At 71.7% G+C, this 24208-nt stretch carries 23 protein-coding genes; 18 read left to right on the top strand and 5 right to left on the bottom strand.

Going from position 1 to position 24208, the window contains the following annotated elements:
* Positions 1-3 precede the first annotated feature (3 nt).
* On the top strand, positions 4-966 hold the full coding sequence (locus JKV81_RS33370; RefSeq protein WP_202079383.1) for a GlxA family transcriptional regulator: 963 nt from the start codon (positions 4-6) through the stop codon (positions 964-966).
* A gap of 41 nt (positions 967-1007) precedes the next feature.
* Positions 1008-1643, top strand: a complete 636-nt coding sequence (locus tag JKV81_RS33365) for a DJ-1/PfpI family protein (RefSeq protein ID WP_129266729.1) — start codon at positions 1008-1010, stop codon at positions 1641-1643.
* 5 nt (positions 1644-1648) lie between these two features.
* Here the strand turns inward: JKV81_RS33365 and JKV81_RS33360 are convergent, their stop codons facing one another.
* Positions 1649-2464 carry an enoyl-CoA hydratase/isomerase family protein gene (locus JKV81_RS33360; RefSeq protein ID WP_202079381.1) on the bottom strand — a complete coding sequence of 272 codons (816 nt, stop codon included), beginning with the start codon at positions 2462-2464 and terminating at the stop codon, positions 1649-1651.
* An 80-nt stretch (positions 2465-2544) separates the two neighbouring features.
* Here JKV81_RS33360 and JKV81_RS33355 point away from each other — a divergent pair, with 80 nt between their 5' ends.
* Both JKV81_RS33355 and JKV81_RS33350 read left to right on the top strand, forming a co-directional pair.
* Positions 2545-3132 (top strand): HdeD family acid-resistance protein, encoded by a 588-nt coding sequence (locus tag JKV81_RS33355; protein WP_124275906.1) that lies wholly within the window; start codon positions 2545-2547, stop codon positions 3130-3132.
* 148 nt (positions 3133-3280) lie between these two features.
* The gene (locus tag JKV81_RS33350; protein WP_099177441.1) at positions 3281-3736 is read left to right on the top strand and encodes an ATP-binding protein; all 456 of its coding nucleotides are present in this window, start codon (positions 3281-3283) and stop codon (positions 3734-3736) included.
* Between the two features lie 24 nt (positions 3737-3760).
* On the opposite strand, the gene idi is transcribed toward JKV81_RS33350, so the two are convergent.
* The 4 genes from idi to galE all read right to left on the bottom strand — a co-directional run bounded on the left by idi (position 3761) and on the right by galE (position 8124).
* Entirely contained in the window at positions 3761-4354 is a 594-nt protein-coding gene (idi, locus tag JKV81_RS33345; RefSeq protein WP_124275907.1) for an isopentenyl-diphosphate Delta-isomerase, read from the bottom strand.
* A gap of 147 nt (positions 4355-4501) precedes the next feature.
* Entirely contained in the window at positions 4502-5755 is a 1254-nt protein-coding gene (locus JKV81_RS33340) for a bifunctional class I SAM-dependent methyltransferase/N-acetyltransferase (protein ID WP_202079379.1), read from the bottom strand.
* A gap of 212 nt (positions 5756-5967) precedes the next feature.
* A complete protein-coding gene (locus tag JKV81_RS33335; RefSeq protein WP_202079377.1) occupies positions 5968-6909 on the bottom strand; it encodes a cation diffusion facilitator family transporter in 942 nt (313 codons plus the stop codon).
* A gap of 228 nt (positions 6910-7137) precedes the next feature.
* Positions 7138-8124, bottom strand: a complete 987-nt coding sequence (gene galE / locus JKV81_RS33330; RefSeq protein ID WP_129266725.1) for a UDP-glucose 4-epimerase GalE — start codon at positions 8122-8124, stop codon at positions 7138-7140.
* 286 nt (positions 8125-8410) lie between these two features.
* Between galE and JKV81_RS33325 the strand changes: the two genes are divergently transcribed.
* The 14 genes from JKV81_RS33325 (at position 8411) to hpnH (ending at position 24083) form a co-directional block, all read left to right on the top strand.
* Positions 8411-10186: a DUF5941 domain-containing protein gene (locus JKV81_RS33325; protein WP_202079416.1), complete on the top strand. Its 1776-nt coding sequence runs from the start codon at positions 8411-8413 to the stop codon at positions 10184-10186.
* Complete coding sequence (locus JKV81_RS33320) at positions 10183-10920, top strand: phosphocholine cytidylyltransferase family protein (protein ID WP_099177435.1); 738 nt, start codon at positions 10183-10185, stop codon at positions 10918-10920. The genes JKV81_RS33325 and JKV81_RS33320 overlap by 4 nt, the downstream gene beginning before the upstream one ends.
* Positions 10908-11969, top strand: coding sequence for an iron-containing alcohol dehydrogenase family protein (locus tag JKV81_RS33315; RefSeq protein ID WP_124275912.1), 1062 nt, complete (start codon positions 10908-10910; stop codon positions 11967-11969). The genes JKV81_RS33320 and JKV81_RS33315 overlap by 13 nt, the downstream gene beginning before the upstream one ends.
* Entirely contained in the window at positions 11947-12726 is a 780-nt protein-coding gene (locus JKV81_RS33310; RefSeq protein ID WP_124275913.1) for a CDP-alcohol phosphatidyltransferase family protein, read from the top strand. The genes JKV81_RS33315 and JKV81_RS33310 overlap by 23 nt, the downstream gene beginning before the upstream one ends.
* A gap of 8 nt (positions 12727-12734) precedes the next feature.
* On the top strand, positions 12735-13607 hold the full coding sequence (locus JKV81_RS33305) for a glycosyltransferase family 2 protein (protein WP_187281731.1): 873 nt from the start codon (positions 12735-12737) through the stop codon (positions 13605-13607).
* Between the two features lie 108 nt (positions 13608-13715).
* Positions 13716-14645, top strand: coding sequence for an ABC transporter permease (locus tag JKV81_RS33300; RefSeq protein WP_129266723.1), 930 nt, complete (start codon positions 13716-13718; stop codon positions 14643-14645).
* Positions 14638-15423: an ABC transporter ATP-binding protein gene (locus JKV81_RS33295; RefSeq protein WP_129266722.1), complete on the top strand. Its 786-nt coding sequence runs from the start codon at positions 14638-14640 to the stop codon at positions 15421-15423. Before JKV81_RS33300 ends, JKV81_RS33295 begins: the two co-directional genes overlap by 8 nt.
* A gap of 417 nt (positions 15424-15840) precedes the next feature.
* Entirely contained in the window at positions 15841-16755 is a 915-nt protein-coding gene (gene hpnC / locus JKV81_RS33290) for a squalene synthase HpnC (RefSeq protein WP_202079375.1), read from the top strand.
* A gap of 29 nt (positions 16756-16784) precedes the next feature.
* The gene (gene hpnD, locus JKV81_RS33285) at positions 16785-17705 is read left to right on the top strand and encodes a presqualene diphosphate synthase HpnD (protein ID WP_202079373.1); all 921 of its coding nucleotides are present in this window, start codon (positions 16785-16787) and stop codon (positions 17703-17705) included.
* An 88-nt stretch (positions 17706-17793) separates the two neighbouring features.
* Positions 17794-19182, top strand: a complete 1389-nt coding sequence (gene hpnE / locus JKV81_RS33280) for a hydroxysqualene dehydroxylase HpnE (protein WP_129266719.1) — start codon at positions 17794-17796, stop codon at positions 19180-19182.
* Entirely contained in the window at positions 19179-20282 is a 1104-nt protein-coding gene (locus tag JKV81_RS33275; protein WP_187281729.1) for a polyprenyl synthetase family protein, read from the top strand. Before hpnE ends, JKV81_RS33275 begins: the two co-directional genes overlap by 4 nt.
* Positions 20283-20386: 104 nt before the next feature.
* A complete protein-coding gene (shc, locus tag JKV81_RS33270; protein ID WP_129266718.1) occupies positions 20387-22393 on the top strand; it encodes a squalene--hopene cyclase in 2007 nt (668 codons plus the stop codon).
* A 4-nt stretch (positions 22394-22397) separates the two neighbouring features.
* Positions 22398-23057: a phosphorylase family protein gene (locus JKV81_RS33265; protein WP_099177425.1), complete on the top strand. Its 660-nt coding sequence runs from the start codon at positions 22398-22400 to the stop codon at positions 23055-23057.
* Positions 23058-23063: 6 nt separating this feature from the next.
* Positions 23064-24083: an adenosyl-hopene transferase HpnH gene (gene hpnH, locus JKV81_RS33260; protein ID WP_099177424.1), complete on the top strand. Its 1020-nt coding sequence runs from the start codon at positions 23064-23066 to the stop codon at positions 24081-24083.
* Positions 24084-24208: the final 125 nt, after the last annotated feature.

The following is a 24208-nucleotide window of genomic DNA, read 5'->3' as shown; positions in this document are numbered from 1 at the left end:
GGCATGACCCAGCGATCCGTCCACGTCCTCGTCGTCCTCTTCGAGGGCGTCCAGAGCCTCGACGTGAGCGGCCCCATGGAGGTCTTCGCCGGTGCCTCCCGCTTCCCCGGGGTCTCCTACCGCCTGCGCACCGCCTCGCTCGACGGTGCGCCGGTCCGCTGCTCCAGCGGCCTCACCCTCGTCCCCGACACCGCGCTCGCGGACGCCCCGGCGCCCGACCTGCTCCTCGTGCCGGGAGGCCCCGGCACGAGGGCGCCCGCCCCGGAGCTGGTCGACTGGCTCCGCGTGCACGCCCCGCGCGCCCGTGAGCTGGTGTCGGTGTGCACCGGCGCCCTCCTCCTCGCCGAGGCGGGCCAGCTCGACGGCCACCGGGTGACCACCCACTGGTCCGTCTGCGAGACGCTCGCCCGGAGATTCCCGGCGGTGCGCGTGGACCCGGACCCGATCTTCGTACGCGACGGGCGGCTGGCGACGTCGGCCGGCGTCACCGCGGGCATCGACCTCGCGCTCGCCCTGGTCGAGGAGGAACACGGGCGGGACGTGGCCCTCGCCGTCGCCCGCCATCTCGTCGTGTTCCTGCGGCGCCCGGGGAACCAGGCCCAGTTCAGCGCCCAGCTCACCGCACAGACCGCCGTCCGCGCACCGCTCCGCGAGCTCCAGCACTGGATCACCGAGCACCCGGACGCCGACCTCTCCGTGGAGGCCCTGGCCGCCCGCGCCAGGCTCTCGCCCCGTCACTTCGCCCGCGCGTTCCAGGCCGAGACCGGTCTGACCCCCGGCCGGTACGTCGAGCGCGTACGCCTCGAACAGGCCCGCCGGCTGCTGGAGGACACCACCGAAGGCATCACCGGCATCTCCCGCGCCAGCGGCTACGGCACCCCGGAGGCGATGCGCCGCGCCTTCGTCAAGGCACTCGGGACGGCGCCCGGCGAATACCGCCGCCGCTTCCGCTCCCAGCCCGTCTGAGAAGCCCGCACCACCACCGCAGCACCGACGGAAGGAACTCCATGCAGATCGCCATCGTGCTCTTCGACCGCTTCACCGCGCTGGACGCCGTGGGCCCGTACGAGATGCTCAGCAGGGCCCCCGGCGCCGAGACGGTCTTCGTCGCCGAGCGGCCCGGCCCCGTGCGCAACGACAGCGGCAGCCTCTCGCTCACCGCCGAACGTACGCTCGCCGAGGTGTCCGCCCCGGACGTGGTGATCGTGCCGGGCGGACCCGGGCAGAGCGACCAGATGGAGAACGGGACGCTGCTCGGCTGGCTGCGGACGGTGGACGCCACCAGCACCTGGACCACCTCGGTGTGCACCGGGTCCCTGCTGCTCGCCGCCGCCGGACTGCTCACCGGTCGGCGCGCCACCTCGCACTGGCTGGCCCTCGACGTCCTGACCGGCTTCGGGGCCGAGCCGACGGGCGAGCGGGTGGTCGTCGACGGCAAGTACGTCACCGCCGCCGGGGTCTCCTCCGGCATCGACATGGGCCTCACCCTGCTCGGCAGGATCGCGGGCGACGACCACGCCCGCGCCGTCCAGCTGCTGACCGAGTACGACCCGCAGCCGCCCTACGACTGCGGGGCGCCGGAGAAGGCCCCGGCGGCCATGGTCGAGGAGTGGCGGGCGAAGAGCCGGTTCATCCTGACGTAGCCGGTTCATCCTGATGTAGGCGCAGGCCCGGCACTCCCCGTCGTCGTCCAGGTGAAGCGGGGGGTACGGCGCTCCAGGAAGGCGGCGACCCCCTCGGCGGTGTCGCCGCTGCCGCGTGCCTGCTCCGCCCAGTGGGCGTCCCGGTCCTCGCGGCCGTCGGCGAACTCCTTGGCCGCGGCCTGGGTCAGCTGCGAACGCGACGCCAGGACCCCTGCGAAGGCGGCCACCCGGCCGGCCAGCGCGCCCGCGGGCAGGACCTCGTCCACCAGCCCGGTGCGCAGCGCCCGGTCCGTCCCGATCAGCTCCCCGGAGAACAGCAGGTACTTCGCGGCGGCCGGGCCGACGAGCGCGACCAGCCGCCGCGTCGAGGACGAGGGGTAGACGATGCCGAGCTTGGCCGGGGTGACCCCGAAGGAGGCGCCCTCCTCGGCGAACCGCAGATCGCAGGCCGCGGCCAGCTGGCTGCCGCCGCCCACGCAGTAGCCGCGCACGGCGGCCAGGGTGGGCCGGGGGAACGCCGCCAGCGCCTCCTCGGCCCGGACGGCGAGTGCCTGCGGCCGCCCGGCCGGATCCCGGAGGGAGGCGATGTCCGCGCCGGCGCAGAAGGTGTCACCGGCGCCGGTGAGCACGAGGACCCGTACGCCGGGATCGGCTGCCAGCCCGTCCAGGAGCACGGGCAGCGCCTGCCACATGTCCGCGGTCATGGCGTTGCGCTTGGCGGGGTTGCTGATGACGACGGTCGCCACGCCGTCCACGACGGTGTGCTCCAGCCGCGGCTCCGCCGCTGCCGCCCGCTCGGGCGACTGCTCCCTGAGGTCCATGCGCCGGATGCTATCCGCACGGCCCGAACCTATGATCAGGAAGGGGTCGCGAAGCGGGCACGCACCGTGAGGAGCTGTCGATGGCCGGACCCACGACCGAGGGCAGGAAGCTCAGCCGGAGCTTCGGCGGGCTGGCCCTGCTCGGCGCCCTGCTGGCCGTCGCGGGGCTCGTCGGCCTCGTCTACACCGGTGTCGCCACCCTCACCTCGATGATCCTCTTCGGCTGGCTGCTGCTCGTCGGCGGACTCGTCGGCCTGCTCCACGCGGTCCAGGCCCGCGGCACCGCCTACTTCTGGCTGGGCGTGGTGGTCGCCGCGCTGAACATCGCCGCCGGCGTCGTCGTCCTCAAGCACCCGGAGGGCACCGCCGAGACGCTGACGATGTTCGCCGCGCTGCTCTTCCTCACCGGCGGGGTGTTCCGGCTGGTCGGCAGCGTCGTCGTACGCGGGCCCCAGTTCGGCTGGACCCTGCTGCAAGGAGCCTTCGGGCTGTTGCTGGGCCTGCTGGTGCTCTTCGACTGGCCGCACAGCAGCCTCTACGTGCTCGGCTGCTTCTTCTCCCTGGCCCTGCTGTTCGACGGGCTCGGGCTGATCGCGATCGGCGTGGGAGGACGACGGGTCGTCAGTCTGGTGACGGACCAGATGACGCCCGAAGAAGACGAGAAGTAGTCCAATCACCTGACGCTGTCATACCCACTCGGTCACATTGCGTCTAGAAGAGACCACTTGTGGTCAGAGCTGCGGTCCGGACCACGCCGTTCCCGACACTCATTACTCGATAGTCAGTGAGATGCGAGTCGAGAGCGGGTGGCGGTCTATGGAGAGCCGTGGGAGTGTCCCGGCCCATCCCGTGTCGTACGAGGGGGTGTGGCGTTTCACCGCCCCCGCCGTCGACGTCTCCGTGCCGCAGGCCCGGCGCGCGGTCCGGGACCTGATCGGCCGGCAGGGCGTACCCGTCGAGGACGACATCCTCCACGGACTGCTGCTGATCGTCTCGGAGCTGGTCACCAACGCCGTCCGGCACGCGGCCCTGCTCTCGCCCGAGCTGGCCGTGGAGGTGGCCATCGGGGCGGAGTGGATCAGGGTCTCCGTCGAGGACAACCACCCCTACCGCCCCACCGCGCTGGTCACCGACTACGCCCAGACCGGCGGCCGCGGGCTGCTCCTGGTCCGCGAGATCACCGCCGAGGCGGGCGGCACCTGCGACGTGGAGCACACCGCGGGCGGCGGCAAGATCATCTGGGCGGCGCTGCCCCTGAAGACGCAGCTCTGACCGCCCCCTGCCCGGCGCGCGGACTCACCAGCCCGCGGACGGCCCCGTCAGCTCCCTGACCGCGGGCCGCGCGGCATCCAGCACGGTCATGAACCACGCCGAGAACGGTGCGGCGGCATGCCGCTCCGCGAGCTCGGCCGCGGTCACGAAGGCCGTCTCGCCGACCTCCTCCTCGTCCGGCCGCAGCCGCTCCTGCACCAGGCCGACGAACAGATGGTTGAACTCCTGCTCCACCAGGCCCGACATCGGATCCGGGTGGTTGTAGCGGACCGTGCCCGCCGCCGCGAGCAGCGAGGGCGAGACGCCCAGCTCCTCGTACGTACGCCGGGCGGCGGCCGCGAACGGCGCCTCTCCCGGGTACGGATGGCCGCAGCACGTGTTCGACCACACGCCGGGGGAGTGGTACTTGCCGAGCGCGCGGCGCTGCAGCAGCAGCCGCCCCTGCTCGTCGAAGAGGAAGACGGAGAACGCCCGGTGCAGCTGGCCGGGAGCCTGGTGTGCCGCCAGCTTCTCCGCGGTGCCGATGGTGGTGCCGTTCTCATCGACCAGTTCGAGCATGATCGCGTCTGCTGTGCCGTTCGACGAGCTGTTCGCCGCGGTGGCTGGTGTGGTCGGCATACCCATCCTTCGCTTTGGTTCCCGGCCTCGTGCGCCGGACCCCTCGAGTGCGGTCAAGTCTGCCGTACAAAAGCCGCTTGTCCGCACTACGGGTGCTGGCATGTCCGTCCCGCCCCCGCCGGAGAGGGTGGCGGGACGGACGGCGCGTCAGACCCCGAAGGCCGCCGGGTAGCGGATCGTGCCGCCGGGGACCGGCCCCGAACCGTCCAGGACCAGCGCCATCATCGCCTCGTCGGGGACCTCGAAGCCCGGCCTGATCCCGAACCGCGACGCGGGCACGAAACCGAGGACCGGGTAGTACTCCGGATGTCCGAGCACCAGGACGAGTGACTCCCCGCGCAGCCGCGCGGCGTCCAGCACGGCCCGGACCACCGCACGCCCGGCGCCCGAGCGCTGATGGGCCGGCGCGGTCGCCACCGGGGCCAGCGCGAGCGCCGGGGCGTCCCCGACCCGGCACCGGGTGAGCAGGGCGTGGGCCGCCACCGAACCGTCCGGGGCCTCGGCCACGTACGACAGACCGGGCAGCCAGGCGTCGGGGTCGGCGCGCAGGGCGTCGACCAGATCGGCCTCGTCCCGGGTCGGGAAGGCCGCCTCGACGACCTCGTGCACGGCCGGGCGGTCGGCGGCCGTCTCGGGCCGGGTCCTCCAGCGGGGATCGGAGGGGCGCAGCACATAGCCGGCGTATCCGTACTCCGCGCCGTACCGGCGGCGTACGTCCAGCTCCTCGCGGGTCGCCGCGAGGGCCTCCGGCATGCCGGGAGCCGAGGGATCGGCCGTGGCGGCCCGTGCGGCCAGCGGCACGTAGTACTCGTCCCAGTCGCTGTCGGGCTGCACCAGCACCCCGAGCACATGGAAGCCCGCCTCCACGGCCGCCGCGGTGTTCCCCGCGACGGGGCGCAGCGAGGCGTGCCGGTCCCAGAAGGCGCGTGCCCCCGCCGACGAGGAGCCGGTGGTCCAGACGCACTCGGTGATCACCATCGTGCCGCCGGGGGCGAGCAGCCGCCGCCAGTCCCGCAGCGCGGTGTCGAACCCGACGATGTACGCGGAACCCTCGGCCCAGACCAGGTCGTAGGACCCGTCGGCGAAACCGGGCCCGTCGAGGTCCGCCATGTCGGCCCTGACGGTGCGGATCCGGTCGCCGAGCCCACGTGCTCCTGCGGCCTCGGTGAGCTCGTCGAGGAACGGCTGGTGCAGATCGACCGCCGTCACCTCGGCACCCGCCTCGGCGGCGAGCAGCAGGGCGGCCCTGCCCGGGCCGCAGCCCAGGTCCAGGACGCGGGGGCGGTCCGGCAGCGGGCCCGCGAGGGCGAGCAGCCGTCGGGTGGTGGCATCGGAACCGGGGTTCTGCCGGGGCAGCCGGTGATGCAGTGCGAAGAAGGCGTTGTACGTGTGGTCGGTCAAGACGGGAACCCTTGGATGAGAGGGCCCCGGCCGACGCGGCGTGAGAAGTGCCGAGCGGTCAGCCGGTGACCCGGGAGACGAGGAAGGACCGGACGCTGCACCGGGCAGCCGTCGTGACGACCGTCATCAACCTCAGCTCCTTCTCTCCCCACGGGCTCCGGGCTCGGAGACTCGCCGCAGACCCTAGCACCGGGCGACGGCGCGCGGGCGGCTCAGTGGCAGAGCCGCGCCTCGTGCTCCGCGTGCCCGCTGGGCTCCAGCTGGAAGGTGCAGTGCTCCACGTCGAAGTGGTGGCCGAGGCAGCCCTGGAGTTCGTGCAGGAGCTTCTCGTGGCCGATGGAGTCCAGCATCTCCTGGTGCACGACCACATGGGCGGAGAGCACGGGCATGCCCGAGGTGATCGTCCAGGCGTGCAGGTCGTGCACGTCCAGCACGCCCGGGAGCGCCGTGATGTGGGCGCGCACCTCGTCCATGTCGACCCCCTTGGGCGCCGACTCCAGCAGTACGTCGAGCGTCTCCCGCAGGAGCTTCACCGTACGGGGGACGATCATGAGGCCGATGAGCAGCGAGGCGATGGGGTCGGCCGCCTGCCAGCCCGTCGCCATGATGATGCCCGCCGACCCGAGCACCGTCACCGAGCCGAGCGTGTCCGCGACGACCTCGAGATAGGCGCCCCGCACATTGAGGCTGTCGCGCTGCCCGCGCATCAGCAGGGACAGCGAGACGACGTTGGCGACCAGACCGACCGCCGCGAAGGCGATGGCCAGTCCGCCCCTGGTCTGGGCCGGGGTGATGAAGCGCTCGACGGCCTCGAAGACCAGATAGCCGCCGACGCCGAGGAGCAGCAGGCAGTTGGCCAGCGCCGCGAGGATCTCCGCACGGGCGAAGCCGAAGGTGCGGTTGGGGCCCGCCGGCCGGTTGGCGAAGTGGATGGCCAGCAGGGCCATGCCGAGCCCCAGGGCGTCGGTGGCCATGTGGGCCGCGTCGGCGATCAGGGCGAGCGAGTCGGCGAGCAGCCCGCCCACGATCTCCATGACCATGACGCCGAGCGTGATGCCCAGGGCGACCCGGAGCCTGCCCCGGTACGCGGCGGCGGCCGTGCCCGTCGGGGGCGGCCCTCCGTGCGTATGCCCGTGATCGTGGCCAGCCCCCATGCGAACGCCTCCGCAACCCGTCGTGTCCCGTCGTGTCCCTCGGACAGCACGGGCGCACCTCGCCCGATGCGGCCAGTGAACTACGGGGGAGGGGTAAGGGGCAACACGGCACTGAACACCGTTGTCATGTGCTCTGACCTGCGGAAACGTTCGCAGGTCAGAGCCTTGCGGGGGTGAGCGTCACCGGTGTGGGCGCCACCGGCGTGCGCGTCGCCGGAGCGCGGTGGCTCACCGCGCGGTGCGGGCCTCCGGGTGGTGCAGGCACCAGCCCTCCCAGGCCGACTCCACCATCTCGCGCATGCCGCGGCGTGCCGTCCAGCCCAGCTCCTCGGTCATCCGGGCGGCCGAGGCGACCGCGCGGGCCGCGTCCCCGGGCCTCCGCGGCTCGACCACGGGCTCCGCGGGCAGCCCGGTGACCTCGCCCACCAGCTCGGCGAGCCGGCGCACCGACACTCCCTCGCCCCGGCCGATGTTCACGGTGAGGTCCCCGCCGTCCGTGCCCCTGTCGAGGTGCGCGGCGACGGCGAGATGCGCGTCCGCCAGGTCGGCGACATGGATGTAGTCGCGTACACAGGTGCCGTCCGGCGTCGGGTAGTCGTCACCGAAGATCCGCGGGGTCTCGCCCCGCGTCAGCCGGTCGAAGAACATCGGTACGACGTTGAAGACGCCCGTGTCGGCCAGCTCGGGCTCGGCGGCCCCGGCCACGTTGAAGTACCGCAGGCAGGCCGTCGAGATGCCGTGGGCCCGACCCGTCGCGCGCACCAGCCACTCCCCGGCGAGCTTGGTCTCCCCGTACGGGTTGATCGGCGCGCAGGGCGTCTCCTCCGTGATCAGGTCCACGTCCGGGACGCCGTACACCGCCGCGGACGAGGAGAAGAGGAAGCGCCGCACACCGGCGGCGACGACGGCCTCGAGCAGCACGCCGAGCCCGGTCACGTTCTCCCGGTAGTACAGCAGCGGCTTCTCGACGGACTCGCCGACCTGCTTCTTCGCCGCGAGGTGCACCACACCCGTGACGGCGTGCTCCGCCAGAACCCGGTCGAGCACCTCACGGTCCGAGGCCGAGCCCCGCACCAGCGTGACGTCGGCGGGCAGCCGCGCCTCGATGCCCGACGAGATGTCGTCGAGGACGACGACCTTCTCCCCGGCCCCCGTCATGGCCTTCGCCACATGTGCCCCGATGTAACCGGCTCCGCCTGTGATCAACCACGTCATGCCCCTCAGCCTATGCGCTGTCCGGACGCGGTTTGTGGGTCGAGGCGTTGATCGACGATGATGATCGCGAACGGCGCCGCATGATGGCCGATTCGCCCGAACGGAGCACAAACGGGCGGTGAACTCGGCCTTCCGTTCATCCGATAGCCTCAGCCGACGTGCCGCCGGCCCACCTCCGGGCCGCATGTTCGCGCGCCGTTCCCGTCAGCGCCCCAAGGAGTGAGTTCGTCTGTCGACCGCCATCCTCACCGGTGCGCCGGTACCCGGATCGTCGCTCGAGGACGATCTGCGGTCGCTCGGCTTCGAAGTCACTGCCGCAGCTGACGCCTCCGAGGCCGCCGAGCTGCTCGCCGCAGTCCCCGCGAGCAGGCGCGTCGCGCTCGTGGACCCCCGTTTCGTCGGCCACGTCCACGCGCTCAGGCTCGGACTCACCGACCCCCGCTTCGCCGCCGCGACGATCCCCGGGGCGCTCACCGCGCAGCCCGAGGCCCGCCCCGCGCTGCTGCGCGCCCTCCAGCGGGCCGTGGCCGCCGTCGGTGCCGGGAGCCCCGTCGCACCCCCCGGCGCCGCACCCGTCACCGAGGAGCGCACCGTGCCCGGCCGGCTGGCCGTGGCCCTGGACGTGGAGGGCACCGCCGTACAGCGCCCCGAGCTCGGTTCGCTCACGGCCACGGTGCCCACCGGGCCCGAGGAGCGGAGCGCCGCCGAGACCGCCGTGTCCGCCGTCGACGACGAGGCCGTACGGCTGCGCAGCGCGGTCAAGGCCCACGACGGCTTCTTCACCACGTTCTTCATCAGCCCGTACTCCCGCTACATCGCCCGCTGGTGCGCCCGCCGGGGCCTCACCCCGAACCAGGTCACCACGGCCTCGCTGATCACCGCGCTCATCGCGGCCGGCAGCGCGGCGACCGGCACCCGGGGCGGCTACATCGCGGCCGGCGTGCTGCTCCTCTTCTCCTTCGTCCTGGACTGCACCGACGGGCAGCTCGCCCGCTACTCGCTCCAGTACTCGACGATGGGCGCCTGGCTGGACGCCACCTTCGACCGGGCCAAGGAGTACGCCTACTACGCGGGCCTCGCCCTCGGGGCGGCCCGGGGCGGCGACGACGTCTGGGTGCTCGCGCTCGGTGCGATGGTGCTCCAGGCCTGCCGCCATGTCGTGGACTTCTCGTTCAACGAGGCCAACCACGACGCGGTCTCCAACACCAGCCCCACCGCCGCACTCTCCGACAAGCTCGACAGCGTCGGCTGGACGGTCTGGCTGCGCCGGATGATAGTGCTGCCCATCGGTGAACGCTGGGCCATGATCGCGGTGCTCACCGCCGTGACCACACCCCGGATCGTCTTCTACGCCCTGCTCATCGGCTGCGCCCTGGCCGCCTGCTACACCACGGCCGGCCGGCTGCTCCGCTCGCTGACCCGCAAGGCGAAGCGCACCGACCGCGCCGCCCGGGCCCTGGCAGACCTGGCCGACTCCGGGCCGCTCGCCCAGGCCGTCGCGGCCGTGCTCCGGCGCCCGGGCGGCGGCTTCACGGCCCCGCTCCTGGCGTTCGCCGGAGCCGTGGTCATGGTCGCCGCGGCGCTGTTCACCCCGTACGGCGGCTGGCTGACCGTGGGCGCCGCCGTGGTGTACGCGGTCCTCTCCGGGCTCGCCGTCTCACGTCCGCTCAAGGGCGCCCTCGACTGGCTGGTCCCGCCGGTCTTCCGGGCCGCCGAGTACTGCACGGTCCTGGTGCTGGCCGCCCGCAGTGACGTGCCGCACGCCGTTCCCGCGGCATTCGGCCTGGTTTCGGCCGTCGCCTACCATCACTACGACACGGTGTACCGCATCCGGGGCGGCACCGGATCGCCGCCCCAGTGGCTGGTGCGCACCATCGGCGGACACGAGGGCCGGACCCTGGTCGTGGCCGTACTCGCCGCCGTACTGATCCACGGTTCAGGTTTCACCACGGCTCTCACCGCGCTCGCGGCCGCCGTGGCTCTGGTGGTGCTCGTGGAGTCCATCCGCTTCTGGGTGTCCTCCTCGGCCCCCGCCGTACACGACGAAGGAGAACTCGCATGATCGGCCTCGTACTGGCTGCCGGTGCCGGACGCCGTCTGCGTCCCTACACGGACACGCTGCCCAAGGCCCTGGTGCCGGTGGACGGCGAGAAGACGGTCCTGGACCTCACGCTGGCCAACTTCGCCGAGGTCGGGCTCACCGAGGTCGCCGTCGTCGTCGGCTACCGCAAGGAGGCGGTCTACGCCCGCAAGGCCGAGTTCGAGGCCACGTACGGCGTGACGCTGACGCTCATCGACAACGACAAGGCCGAGGAGTGGAACAACGCCTACTCCCTCTGGTGCGCCCGTGAGGTCCTGAAGAAGGGCGTCATCCTCGCCAACGGCGACACCGTGCACCCGGTCTCCGTCGAGAAGACCCTCCTGGACGCGCGCGGCAAGGGCCAGAAGATCATCCTCGCCCTCGACACGGTGAAGAACCTCGCCGACGAGGAGATGAAGGTCATCACCGAGGACGGCAAGGGCGTCCGGCGGATCACCAAGCTGATGGACCCGGCCACCGCGACCGGCGAGTACATCGGCGTCACCCTCATCGAGCCCGAGGCCGCCGAGGAGCTCGCCGACGCGCTGCGGACGACCTTCGAGCGCGACCCCGACCTCTACTACGAGGACGGCTACCAGGAGCTCGTGAACCGCGGCTTCACCGTCGACGTCGCGCCCATCGGCGAGGTGACGTGGGTGGAGATCGACAACCACGACGACCTCGCCAGGGGCAGGGAGATCGCGTGCCTGTACTGACCCGCCTCATCCCGTCCCCCGTCGTCGTCGACATCCGGCGCGGCGCGATGGACGATCTGGCCGGTCTCCTCGCCGACCAGCGGATCTCCGCCTCGGGCAAGCTCGCCATCGCGATCAGCGGAGGCTCCGGCCGCGCCCTGCGCGAGCGGCTCGCCCCGGTGCTCCCGGGCGCCGACTGGTACCCGGTCGCCGACGGCACGATCGACTCCGCGGTGCGGCTCGCCGACGGCATCAAGGGCAACCGCTACGACGCCGTCGTCGGCCTCGGCGGCGGCAAGATCATCGACGTGGCGAAGTACGCCGCGGCGCGCGTGGGCATGCCCATGGTCGCCGTCGCGACGAACCTCTCCCACGACGGGCTCTGCTCCCCGGTCGCGACCCTGGACAACGACAACGGGCGGGGCTCCTACGGCGTCCCGACCCCGATCGCCGTGGTCATCGACCTCGACGTCATCCGTGAGGCCCCCGCACGCTACGTGCGCTCGGGCATCGGCGACGCCGTCTCCAACATCTCGTGCGTCGCCGACTGGGAGCTCGCCCACGAGGTCCAGGGCGAGGACATCGACGGGCTCGCGGCCGCCATGGCCCGGCAGGCCGGCGAGGCCGTGCTGCGCCACCCCGGCGGGATCGGCGGCGACGCCTTCCTCAAGGTGCTCGCCGAAGGGCTCGTCCTGACCGGCATCTCGATGTCGATCGCCGGTGACTCGCGGCCCGCCTCGGGCGCCTGCCACGAGATCAACCACGCCTTCGACCTGCTGTACCCGAAGCGTGCGGCCAGCCACGGCGAGCAGGTCGGCCTCGGCGCCTGCTTCGCCATGCACCTGCGGGGCGCCCACGAGGACGCGCTGCACATGGCGTCCGTCCTGCGGCGCCACGGGCTCCCGGTGCTGCCCGACGAGATCGGCTTCACCGCCGAGGAATTCGTACGGGCCGTCGACTACGCCCCGCAGACGCGCCCGGGACGCTTCACGATCCTGGAACACCTCAACCTGTCCACCGACCAGATCAGGGACGCGTACGCCGACTATGCAAAAGCCATCCATAGCTGAACTCCGTCCGGTCGTGCACCCCCCGGGCGTGAAGGACCGGCGCAGTGGCGAGCACTGGGCGGGCCGTCTCTACATGCGCGAGATCTCCCTGCGCATCACCCGGCGCCTGGTCACCACGAAGATCACGCCGAACCAGCTGACCTACGTGATGACCGTCGCCGGTGTGCTCGCGGCACCCGCCCTGCTGGTCCCGGGCATCCCGGGCGCCCTGCTCGGCGTGCTCGCCGTCCAGCTCTACCTGCTGTTCGACTGCGTCGACGGCGAAGTGGCCCGCTGGAAGAAGCAGTACTCCCTGGCCGGCGTCTATCTGGACCGGGTGGCCGCCTATCTGTGCGACGCCGCGGTGCTGGTCGGCTTCGGCCTGCGCGCCGCCGACCTCTGGGGCACGGGCCGCATCGACTGGCTGTGGGCCTTCCTGGGCACGCTCGCCGCGCTCGGCGCCATCCTGATCAAGTCCGAGACCGACCTCGTCGGGGTCGCCCGCCACCAGGGCGGGCTGCCGCCCGTCAAGGAGGCCGCGTCCGAGCCGCGCTCCTCCGGCATGGCGTTCGCCCGCCGGGCCGCCGGCGCGCTCAAGTTCCACCGGCTGATCCTCGGCATCGAGGCGTCGCTGGTCATCCTGGTCGTGGCCGTCCTCGACACGGTCAGGGACGACCTCTTCTTCAGCCGCCTCGCGGTCGCGGTCATGGCCGGCATCGCCCTTCTCCAGACCGTCCTGCACCTGGTGTCGATCCTGGCGTCCAGCAGGCTGAAGTGAGCTCTCCCATGAAACTCGGCGCGGTCATCATCACCATGGGCAACCGGCCCGACGAACTGCGCGCCCTCCTCGACTCGGTCGCCAAGCAGGACGGCGACCGTATCGAGGTGGTCGTCGTCGGCAACGGCGCCCCGGTCCCCGACGTCCCCCCGGGCGTACGGACCGTCGAGCTGCCCGAGAATCTGGGGATCCCGGGCGGCCGCAACGTCGGGATCGAGGCGTTCGGCCCGTCCGGAGCCGATGTGGACGCCCTGCTCTTCCTCGACGACGACGGGCACCTGCCCAACACCGACACCGCCGAGCTCTGCCGGCAGGCGTTCGAGGCGGACCCGAAGCTCGGCATCATCACCTTCCGCATCGCGGACCCGGAGACCGGTGTCACCCAGCGCCGGCACGTGCCGCGGCTGCGCGCCTCCGACCCGATGCGCTCCTCCCGCGTCACGACCTTCCTCGGCGGTGCGAACGCCGTGCGCAGCCAGGTGATCGCCGAGGCCGGCCCGCTCCCCGGCGAGTTCTTCTACGCGCACGAGGAGACCGACCTCGCCTGGCGGGCCCTCGACGCCGGCTGGATGATCGAGTACCGCGCGGACATGGTGCTCAACCACCCCACCACCGCCCCGTCACGGCACGCGGTCTACCACCGCATGGTGGCACGCAACCGCGTCTGGCTCGCCCGCCGGAACCTGCCCGCGCCGCTGGTTCCCCTCTACGTCGGGGTCTGGCTGCTCCTCACGCTGGTCCGCCGGCCCTCCCTGCCCGCCCTCAAAGCATGGTTCGGGGGTTTCCGGGAAGGCTGGACCAAGCCCTGCGGACCCCGGCGCCCGATGAGGTGGCGTACGGTATGGCGGCTGACCAGACTGGGCCGCCCGCCGGTGATCTGAGAGGCTCTCCTCTGAGACCATGAGCCGTATTCATTCCGTACGGGGAACCTGTCCGCCCTGGCCGCGCCCGCGACCTGCTGCGCATCGTGAAGACGAGAGTTCTTAACTGTGAGTGACACGACCCACGACGGCGGGATTGCGCTGAGCAGCCCGCCGTCCGCCGACGAGGGACTGAGCGCGTCCCAGCTGGCCGCCAAGTACGGCTTGACGGTCAGCGGCGCCCGGCCAGGGCTGTTCGCGTACATCCGTCAGCTCTGGGGCCGTCGGCATTTCATCCTCGCGTTCTCGAGGGCGAAGCTGACCGCGCAGTACAGCCAGGCCAAGCTCGGCCAGCTGTGGCAGGTGGCCACCCCGCTGCTGAACGCCCTGGTCTACTTCCTGATCTTCGGCCTGATCCTGGGCACCAGCCGGGGGATGAGCCAGGAGGTCTTCATCCCGTTCCTGGTGACCGGGGTCTTCGTCTTCACCTTCACCCAGAGCTCGGTGATGGCCGGGGTGCGCTCCATCTCCGGCAACATCGGCCTGGTCAGGGCGCTGCACTTCCCCCGGGCCTCGCTGCCCGTCTCGTTCTCGCTGCAGCAGCTCCAGCAGCTGCTCTACTCCATGATCGTGCTGCTGGCCGTGGCGGTGGGCTTCGGCAGCTACCCGTCGCTGTCCTGGCTGCTCATCATCCCGGCGCTGGCCATGCAGTTCCTCTTCAACACCGGCCTGGCGCTCGTCATGGCCCGGCTGGGCAGCAAGACCCCCGACCTCGCGCAGCTGATGCCGTTCATCATGCGTACGTGGATGTACGGCTCGGGCGTGATGTTCTCCATCCCCGTGATGCTGGCGGACAAGCCGCAGTGGATCGCCGACGTGCTGCAGTACAACCCGGCGGCCATCTACATGGACCTGGTCCGCTTCGCCCTGATCGACGGCTACGGCTCGGAGAACCTGCCGCAGCACGTCTGGGCGGTCGGGCTCGCCTGGGCGCTCGTGGTGGGCGTCGTGGGCTTCGTGTACTTCTGGAAGGCAGAGGAACGGTACGGCCGTGGCTGAGGAATCGTCCCAGGGACACATCCCCACCGTGATCGCGGACGACGTGCACATCGTGTACCGCGTCAACGGCACGGGTGGCGGCAAGGGCAGCGCCACCGCGGCACTGAGCCGGATCATGCGGCGCGGCAAGGGCGAGCCACGCGGTGTGCGCAAGGTGCACGCGGTGCGGGGCGTCTCCTTCACCGCGTACCGCGGGCAGGCCATCGGCCTCATCGGCACCAACGGTTCCGGCAAGTCCACCCTGCTGCGGGCCATCGCCGGTCTTCTGCCGACCGAGCACGGCAAGGTGTACACCGACGGCCAGCCGTCGCTGCTCGGTGTCAACGCGGCCCTGATGAGCGACCTGACCGGTGAGCGCAACGTCGTGCTCGGCGGCCTCGCGATGGGCATGAGCCGCGAGGAGATCCGCACGCGGTACCAGGACATCGTGGACTTCTCCGGGATCAACGAGAAGGGCGACTTCATCACGCTGCCCATGCGGACGTACTCCTCCGGCATGGCGGCCAGGCTGCGCTTCTCCATCGCGGCCGCCAAGAACCACGACGTCCTCATGATCGACGAGGCGCTGGCCACCGGTGACCGCAAGTTCCGGGTGCGCTCCGAGGAGCGGATCCGCGAGCTGCGCAAGGAGGCGGGCACCGTCTTCCTGGTCAGCCACAACAACAAGACCATCAGCGACACCTGCGACCGGGTGCTGTGGCTGGAGAAGGGCGAGCTCCTGATGGACGGCCCCACCGACGAGGTGCTGAAGGCCTACGAGCGGGAGACGGGCAAGTAACCGGCGTGTCGTGCGGCCCCCGCCGGACGGCGGGGGCCCTGCGGTGTGCGCGTCGTGGCGGTGAGGACCCACAGGGGCGGTAGGTGCCCGGGTGGATCTCCTCCCGACGGATGACGTCAATTGACCCGGATCCGGGGAAGGTTGACGGCGGCCGGTGTGTTGCACGAGGGCGCGCTGCACCCCGGCGCGGGCTTGTGAGCTGTACAACGTAAGCTGTGACGGTGCCGATTCGCGGCCATGTGGGGTGATACGCCCCCGCGCATCGCCCGTTGTGTGCATGCCGCACTCGGCCGGACGAGCGGCGTGTCCGAAAAGGGATGTTTTGGGTCGGCAGTGTAGAACGGGAGATATGACGGCAATGATGGAAAATCTCCAGCTCCGACGTGGTTTCGCCGTCCCCGCGTCGGGTGGTCCGCAGTGACCCGTACCCGGCAGGCGCCCGCCGACGCCGCCGCCACGCTGGACAAGGCCGCCGACGAGAACTTCCCCGTGGCCCCCTTCTTCCTGCCCCGCGCCTGGCGCGACGACCTGATGGCCGTCTACGGCTTCGCCCGCCTCGTCGACGACATCGGTGACGGCGACCTGGCGCCCGGCGGCGCCGACGCCCGCAGCCTCGGACTCGACCCCGGACAGGAAGACGACCGGCTCGCCGCGCTGGACGCCCTCGAAGCCGATCTCCACCGCGTCTTCGCGCCGTCCGGCGACGACCCCCGCCACCCCCTGATGCGCGCCCTGCGCCCCACCGTGCGGCGCTGCGCGCTCACCCCCGAACCCTTCCTCGGGCTCGTCGAGGCCAACCGGCAGGACCAGAAGGTCCGCCGCTACGGGACCTACGCGGACCTGCTCGCCTACTGCGAACTCTCCGCCAACCCCGTCGGCCGCCTCGTCCTGCAGATCACCGGCACCGCGAGCCCCGAACGCATCCGCCGCTCCGACGCCGTCTGCACCGCCCTGCAGATCGCCGAACACCTCCAGGATGTCGCCGAGGACCTCGGCCGCGACCGGATCTATCTGCCCGCCGACGACATGGCCCGCTTCCACATCGGTGAGAGCGACCTGGCGGCACCGTCCGCAGGCGCGGCGGTGCGCTCCCTGGTCGCGTTCGAGGCGGAGCGCGCCCGCGACCTGCTGGACGAGGGCATCCCGCTGGTGGGCAGCGTCCACGGACGGCTCAGGCTGCTGCTCGCCGGATTCGTCGGCGGCGGACGGGCCGCCCTCGGCGCGATCACCGCCGCCGGATTCGACGTACTGCCCGGACCGCCCAAGCCCACCGCGCCCGGACTGCTGCGCGAAGTGGGCCACGTCCTGCGAAGAGCGCACAGAGAGGGGTGAACCGGACCGTGGAGGGACAGACGACGTACATGTCGGCACCGGTACAGGCCGCATACAGCTACTGCGAGGCCGTGACCGGACAGCAGGCCCGCAACTTCGCGTACGGCATCCGACTGCTGCCGTACGAGAAGCGGCAGGCCATGTCGGCGTTGTACGCCTTCTCCCGTCGGGTCGACGACATCGGCGACGGCGAGCTGGATCCGGAGACGAAGCACACCCGGCTGGAGGAGACCCGGGGACTGCTCGCCAGGATCCGGGACAATGCCGTCGACGAGGACGACACCGACCCGGTCGCGGTCGCGCTGGCCGACGCCGCGCACCGGTTCCCGCTGCCGCTCGGCGGCCTCGACGAGCTCATCGACGGCGTCCTGATGGACGTGCGCGGCGCGACGTACGAGACCTGGGCCGACCTGAAGACGTACTGCCGGTGTGTCGCGGGCGCCATCGGGCGTCTCAGCCTCGGCGTCTTCGGTACGGAGGCGGGCGCCCCCGGCGCCGAACGGGCCGCGGAGTACGCCGACACCCTCGGCCTCGCGCTCCAGCTCACCAACATCCTGCGCGACGTCCGCGAGGACGCGGGCAACGGGCGTACGTACCTGCCCGCCGACGACCTCGCCAAGTTCGGCTGCTCCGCAGGCTTCCACCGGGCCACCCCGCCCCCCGGATCCGACTTCGCCGGCCTGGTGCACTTCGAGGTGCGGCGCGCCCGGGCGCTCTTCGCCGAGGGCTACCGGCTGCTGCCCATGCTGGACCGCCGTAGCGGTGCCTGCGTGGCGGCCATGGCCGGCATCTACCGCCGGCTCCTGGACCGGATCGAACGCGATCCCGAGGCGGTCCTGCGCGGCAGGGTCTCGCTGCCCGGCCATGAGAAGGCGTACGTTGCGGTGCGCGGCCTCTCCGGCCTCGACGCGCGGTACATCTCGCGCCGGACGGCCAGGGGGAGGGTCTGATGACGGGTCCGATCCGACGTACGGAGCGGGCAACCCCCGGACGCCCCGGCGCGTCCCTGTCTGCGACGACACGGCGAAGGGAGCAGGCATGACCGGCCGGAACCCCCGGTCCTCCCGGGCGGTGGTCGTCGGCGGCGGACTCGCGGGCGTCACCTCGGCGCTGCGCCTCGCCGACGCGGGACTCGACGTGACCCTGCTCGAAGGCCGCCCCCGGCTCGGCGGGCTCGCCTTCTCCTTCCGCCGCGGTGACCTGTCCGTCGACAACGGCCAGCACGTGTACCTGCGCTGCTGCACCGGATACCGCTGGTTCCTCGACCGGATCGAGGGCGCCCACCTCGCACCGCTGCAGGACCGCCTCGACGTACCCGTCCTCGACGTCGGCCGGCCCGCGGGACCGAGGCTCGGACGGCTCCGCCGCACCGGGCTGCCCGTCCCGCTGCACCTCGCCGGCGGACTCGCCGCCTACCCGCACCTCTCCCTCGCGGAGAAGGCCGGGGTCGCCCGCGCCGCACTGGCGCTGGGCCGTCTCGACCCCGCCGACCCCGCACTCGACGGCGTCGACTTCGCCACCTGGCTCCGCCGCCAGGGCCAGTCCGACCGCACCATCGAGGCGCTCTGGGACCTCGTCGGCGTCGCCACGCTCAACGCCACCGCCCCCCACGCCTCCATGGCGCTGGCCGCGAAGGTGTTCAAGACGGGGCTCCTCTCCGAGCCCGGTGCCGCCGACATCGGCTGGGCCGCCGTACCGCTCGGGGACCTCCACGACACCCTCGCCCGCAAGGCCCTCGAATCGGCCGGGGTCGAGATCCACGTGCGGACCCGCGCCGCCTCCCTCACCCGCGCCGAGGACGGCCGCTGGACCGTCGGGACCGACGGCGAGGGCTTCGAGGCGGACACCGTCGTCCTCGCCGTGCCCCAGGGCGAGACCCACCGGCTGCTGCCCGACGGCGCGCTCGACGACCCCGGCCGGCTGCTCGAACTCACCGACTCACCCATCCTGAACGTGCACGTCGTCTACGACCGCAAGGTGCTGCGCCGGCCGTTCTTCGCCGCGATCGGCTCACCCGTGCAGTGGGTCTTCGACCGCACGGAATCCTCCGGCCTCCAGGGCGCCGGGCAGTACGTCGCGGTCTCCCAGTCCGCGGCGCAGGACGAGATCGACCTGCCCGTCGCCGAACTGCGCAAGCGCTACCTGCCCGAGCTGGAAAGGCTCCTGCCGGCGGCTCGCGGCGCCGGGATCCGCGACTTCTTCGTCACCCGCGAACGCACCGCGACCTTCGCACCCGCGCCGGGCGTGGGCCGCCTGCGGCCGGGCGCACGGACGCGCGCACCAGGGCTGCTCCTGGCGGGGGCATGGACCGCCACGGGCTGGCCCGCCACGATGGAGGGCGCCGTCCGCAGTGGCTTCAGCGCCGCGGACGCCGCACTCCAGGCCCTCGGCAGGCCACACGAACATCCGCTGCAGGAGGCGGCATGAGCAGTACCACCGGAACAAGAGGAGAGTCTGTGACCCCGGCGAATCCGGCTTACGACACCGTGGTGGACACCACGGACGTCACCGCGCTTCTGGAGCGTGGAAGGGCCCTGTCAGCGCCGGTGCTGCGAGCTGCCGTGGACCGGCTGGCGCCGCCCATGGACACCGTCGCGGCCTATCACTTCGGCTGGATCGATGCCCAGGGCCGGCCTGCCGACGGCGACGGAGGCAAGGCCGTGCGTCCCGCGCTGGCCCTGCTGTCCGCGGAAGCGGCCGGCGCCCCCGCCGAGGCGGGGATCCCCGGAGCCGTAGCTGTCGAACTCGTGCACAACTTCTCGCTGCTGCACGACGACCTGATGGACGGCGACGAACAGCGCCGCCACCGCGACACCGTGTGGAAGGTGCACGGCCCCGCCCAGGCGATCCTCGTCGGCGACGCGCTGTTCGCGCTGGCCAACGAGGTTCTGCTGGAGCTCGGCACCGTCGAGGCCGGGCGGGCCGCCCGCCGGCTGACCACGGCCAGCCGCAAGCTGATCGACGGTCAGGCCCAGGACATCTCCTACGAGCACCGCGAGCGGGTCACCGTCGAGGAGTGCCTGGAGATGGAGGGCAACAAGACGGGCGCCCTGCTCGCCTGCGCCGTCTCCATCGGCGCCGTGCTCGGCGGGGCCGACGACCGTACCGCCGACGTTTTGGAGGCGTACGGCTACCACCTCGGCCTCGCCTTCCAGGCGGTCGACGACCTGCTCGGGATCTGGGGCGACCCGGAGTCCACGGGCAAGCAGACGTGGAGCGATCTGCGTCAGCGCAAGAAGTCCCTGCCCGTCGTGGCCGCGCTCGCCGCGGGCGGACCGGCCTCGGAGCGTCTGGGCGAGCTGCTCGCCGCCGACGCCAAGAGCAGCGACTTCGACAGCTTCTCCGAAGAGGAGTTCGCCGCCCGTGCGGCACTCATCGAGGAGGCGGGCGGCCGCGAGTGGACCGCCCAGGAAGCCCGCCGTCAGCACACCGTAGCCATCGAGGCGCTGCACGGCGTCGACATGCCGGAACGAGTCCGGGCGCAGCTCACCGAGCTCGCCGACTTCGTGGTCGTACGAAAGAGATGATGACCATCCAGATATGACTCGCAGTCGCCGGCGGGCGCCCCACGGGGCGCCCGCCGACGGAGACCCCAGCACAGCAGAGGACCAGACTGCACGAAGGGGAAGCCATGACAGCGACGACCGACGGAAGCACCGGGGCCGCGAACCTCCGCGCAGTCCCCGCGAGCGATCCGACCGAACCAACCATCGCCCCGGACGACATCTCGGCCGTCGCGCGGCGAGCCGCGGAACGCTCGGTGGAGCACCTCCTCGGCAGGCAGGACGAGCAGGGCTGGTGGAAGGGGGACCTCGCCACCAACGTCACCATGGACGCGGAGGACCTGCTGCTCCGTCAGTTCCTGGGCATCCAGGACCCGGACACCCTCAAGGCCGCCGCCCGCTTCATCCGGGGCGAGCAGATGGGCGACGGCACCTGGAACACCTTCTACGAGGGGCCGCCCGACCTCTCCGCCACCATCGAGGCGTACGTCGCGCTGCGGCTCGCCGGGGACCGGCCGGACGACCCGCACATGAGACGGGCCGCGGGCTGGGTCAGGGAACAGGGCGGCATCGCGGAATCCCGGGTCTTCACCCGGATCTGGCTCGCGCTCTTCGGCTGGTGGAAGTGGGACGACCTGCCGGAACTCCCGCCCGAGCTGATGTTCTTCCCCAAGTGGGTCCCGCTCAACATCTACGACTTCGGCTGCTGGGCCCGTCAGACCATCGTACCGCTCACCATCGTGTCCGCGAAGCGGCCCGTGCGGCCGGCCCCCTTCGCCCTGGACGAACTGCACACCGACCCGGCGTGCCCCAATCCTTCCAAACCCCCTGCTCCCGCGGTCAGTTGGGACGGTGTCTTCCAGCGGCTCGACAAGGCGCTGCACCTCTACCACAAGGTGGCACCGCGCAGACTGCGGCGCAGCGCGATGAACGCCGCCGCCCGCTGGATCATCGAACGGCAGGAGAACGACGGCTGCTGGGGCGGCATCCAGCCCCCCGCCGTGTACTCCGTCATCGCCCTGCACCTGCTCGGCTACGACCTCGACCACCCGGTGATGCGGGCGGGACTCGAATCCCTCGACCGGTTCACCGTCTGGCGTGAGGACGGCGCCCGCATGGTGGAGGCCTGCCAGTCCCCGGTCTGGGACACCTGCCTCGCCACCATCGCCCTCGCCGACGCGGGGGTGAGCCCCGACCACCCCGCGCTCGTGAAGGCGGCCGACTGGATGCTCGCCGAGGAGATCGTACGGCCCGGCGACTGGTCCGTACGCAAGCCCGAACTGGCCCCCGGCGGCTGGGCGTTCGAGTTCCACAACGACAACTACCCCGATATCGACGACACCGCGGAAGTCGTCCTGGCGCTGCGCCGCGTCAGCCACCCCGACCCCGCCAGGGTCGAGGCGGCCATCGAGCGCGGGGTCCGCTGGAACCTCGGCATGCAGTCACGCAACGGTGCCTGGGGAGCCTTCGACGCGGACAACACCAGCCCGTTCCCCAACCGGCTGCCGTTCTGCGACTTCGGTGAGGTCATCGACCCGCCGTCGGCCGACGTCACCGGACACGTGGTGGAGATGCTCGCCGTCGAGGGACGGGCGCAGGACCCCCGTACCCGCCGGGGCATCGAGTGGCTGCTCGCCGAACAGGAGGCGACCGGAGCCTGGTTCGGCCGGTGGGGCGTCAACTACATCTACGGTACGGGCTCCGTGGTGCCCGCCCTGATCGCGGCCGGGCTGCCGGCCGCACACCCCTCGGTGCGCCGGGCCGTCGACTGGCTCACGTCCGTCCAGAACGACGACGGGGGCTGGGGCGAGGACCTGCGCTCCTACCGCGAGGAGAAGTGGATCGGCCACGGCGCATCGACCGCCTCCCAGACCGCGTGGGCGCTCCTCGCCCTGCTGGCCGCGGGGGAGCGGGAGACCCGGTCCGTGGAGCGGGGTGTCGCCTGGCTGGCCAACACCCAGCAGGCGGACGGCTCCTGGGACGAACCGCACTTCACCGGGACCGGTTTCCCGTGGGACTTCTCCATCAACTACCACCTGTACCGGCAGGTCTTCCCCCTGACCGCGCTCGGCCGGTACGTCTACGGGGACCCCTTCGCCACCGCCGCCGGCGCGGACACCGGCAAGGGGGCCTGACGCGATGGGGGGTCCCCAGGAACCGCCAGGCCCCACCACTCCGCTGCTGATCGCCTGCGCCCTCGGCATCGAGCGCTTCGCCCTGCGCACCGGGCGGAGCGGCGGTGTCCCGGGCCCCGGACCGGTGAGCATCATCAGGTCCGGGATGGGGCCCAGGGCCGCGGAGAACGCCGTCCGGCTGGCACTGGGGCAGGACGGCGCCGGAGGCACCGCGGTCATCGCCTCCGGCTTCTGCGCCGGGCTGGAACCCGGCATGCACCCGGGTGACCTCGTGGTGGCCGAGGAGACCCGGGACTCCGGCGGCACCACGGCCTGCACCGGCACCGGCCTGCTGGTCGACGCGCTGGTCAGGGCCGTGCCCGGCCGTACGGTCCACACCGGCCCGCTCAACGGCTCCGGACATGTCGTCCGGGGCCCCGAGCGGGCCGGGCTCCGGGCCACCGGGGCCATCGCGGTGGACATGGAGTCCGCCGCCACCCTTCGCACCGCCGTACGGACGGGCCCGCGCCCGGTTGCCGCCGTACGGGTGGTCGTGGACGCTCCAGAGCATGAGCTCGTCCGTATCGGCACGGTCCGCGGTGGAATATCGGCATTCCGCGTTCTCCGTGCTGTCCTTCCGGCTTTTCATGAATGGCACCGATCTTTGCTGCTCCCCAGGAGGTGAGCCCAGATGGCCATGCCGCTCCGTCAGTCCATCAAGGTTGCGACGTATCTCTTCGAACAGAAGCTCCGCAAGCGGGAGAAGTTCCCGCTGATCGTGGAACTGGAGCCCCTGTTCGCCTGCAATCTCGCGTGCGAGGGCTGTGGGAAGATCCAGCACCCCGCCGGTGTGCTCAAGCAGCGCATGCCGGTCGCCCAGGCGGTCGGGGCGGTGCTGGAATCAGGCGCCCCGATGGTCTCCATCGCCGGCGGTGAGCCGCTGATGCACCCGCAGATCGACGAGATCGTGCGTCAGCTGGTGGCGAAGAAGAAGTACGTCTTCCTCTGCACCAACGCCATGCTGATGCGCAAGAAGCTCGACAAGTTCACCCCGTCGCCCTACTTCGCCTTCGCCGTGCACATCGACGGGCTGCGCGAGCGGCACGACGAGTCGGTCGCCAAGGAAGGCGTCTTCGACGAGGCGGTGGAGGCGATGAAGGAGGCCAAGCGGCGCGGCTTCCGGGTCACCACCAACTCCACCTTCTTCAACACCGACACCCCGCAGACCGTCATCGAGGTGCTGAACTTCCTCAACGACGAGATGAAGGTCGACGAGATGATGATTTCGCCGGCCTACGCCTACGAGAAGGCTCCCGACCAGGAGCACTTCCTGGGCGTCGAGCAGACCCGCGAGCTCTTCAAGAAGTCCTTCGCCGGCGGCAACCGCAGCCGCTGGAGGCTCAACCACTCCCCGCTCTTCCTGGACTTCCTGGAAGGCAAGGCCGACTTCCCCTGCACGGCCTGGGCGATCCCCAACTACTCGCTCTTCGGCTGGCAGCGGCCCTGCTACCTGATGAGCGACGGGTACGTCCCCACCTACCGGGAGCTCATCGAGGACACCGACTGGGACAAGTACGGCCGGGGCAAGGATCCGCGCTGCGCCAACTGCATGGCGCACTGCGGCTACGAGCCGACCGCGGTGCTCGCCACCATGGGATCCCTCAAGGAGTCCCTGCGAGCGGCACGGGAGACGATCGGCGGGAACCGGTGACGTCATGAGTCCAGGAGAGCCGGTCGTACTGGGTCTCCCCGGGCTGCCGGCCCGGCCTCTCGCGGTGCGCCGCCCCTCGCGGCGCATCCAGGTCGGGTCGGTGGCGGTCGGCGGGGACGCACCTG

The sequence above is a fragment of the Streptomyces silvae genome (assembly GCF_016745505.1).
Taxonomy (GTDB): domain Bacteria; phylum Actinomycetota; class Actinomycetes; order Streptomycetales; family Streptomycetaceae; genus Streptomyces; species Streptomyces silvae.
Note: the sequence above shows the minus strand (reverse complement) of the source record. Positions and strands in the feature narration are given on the sequence as shown.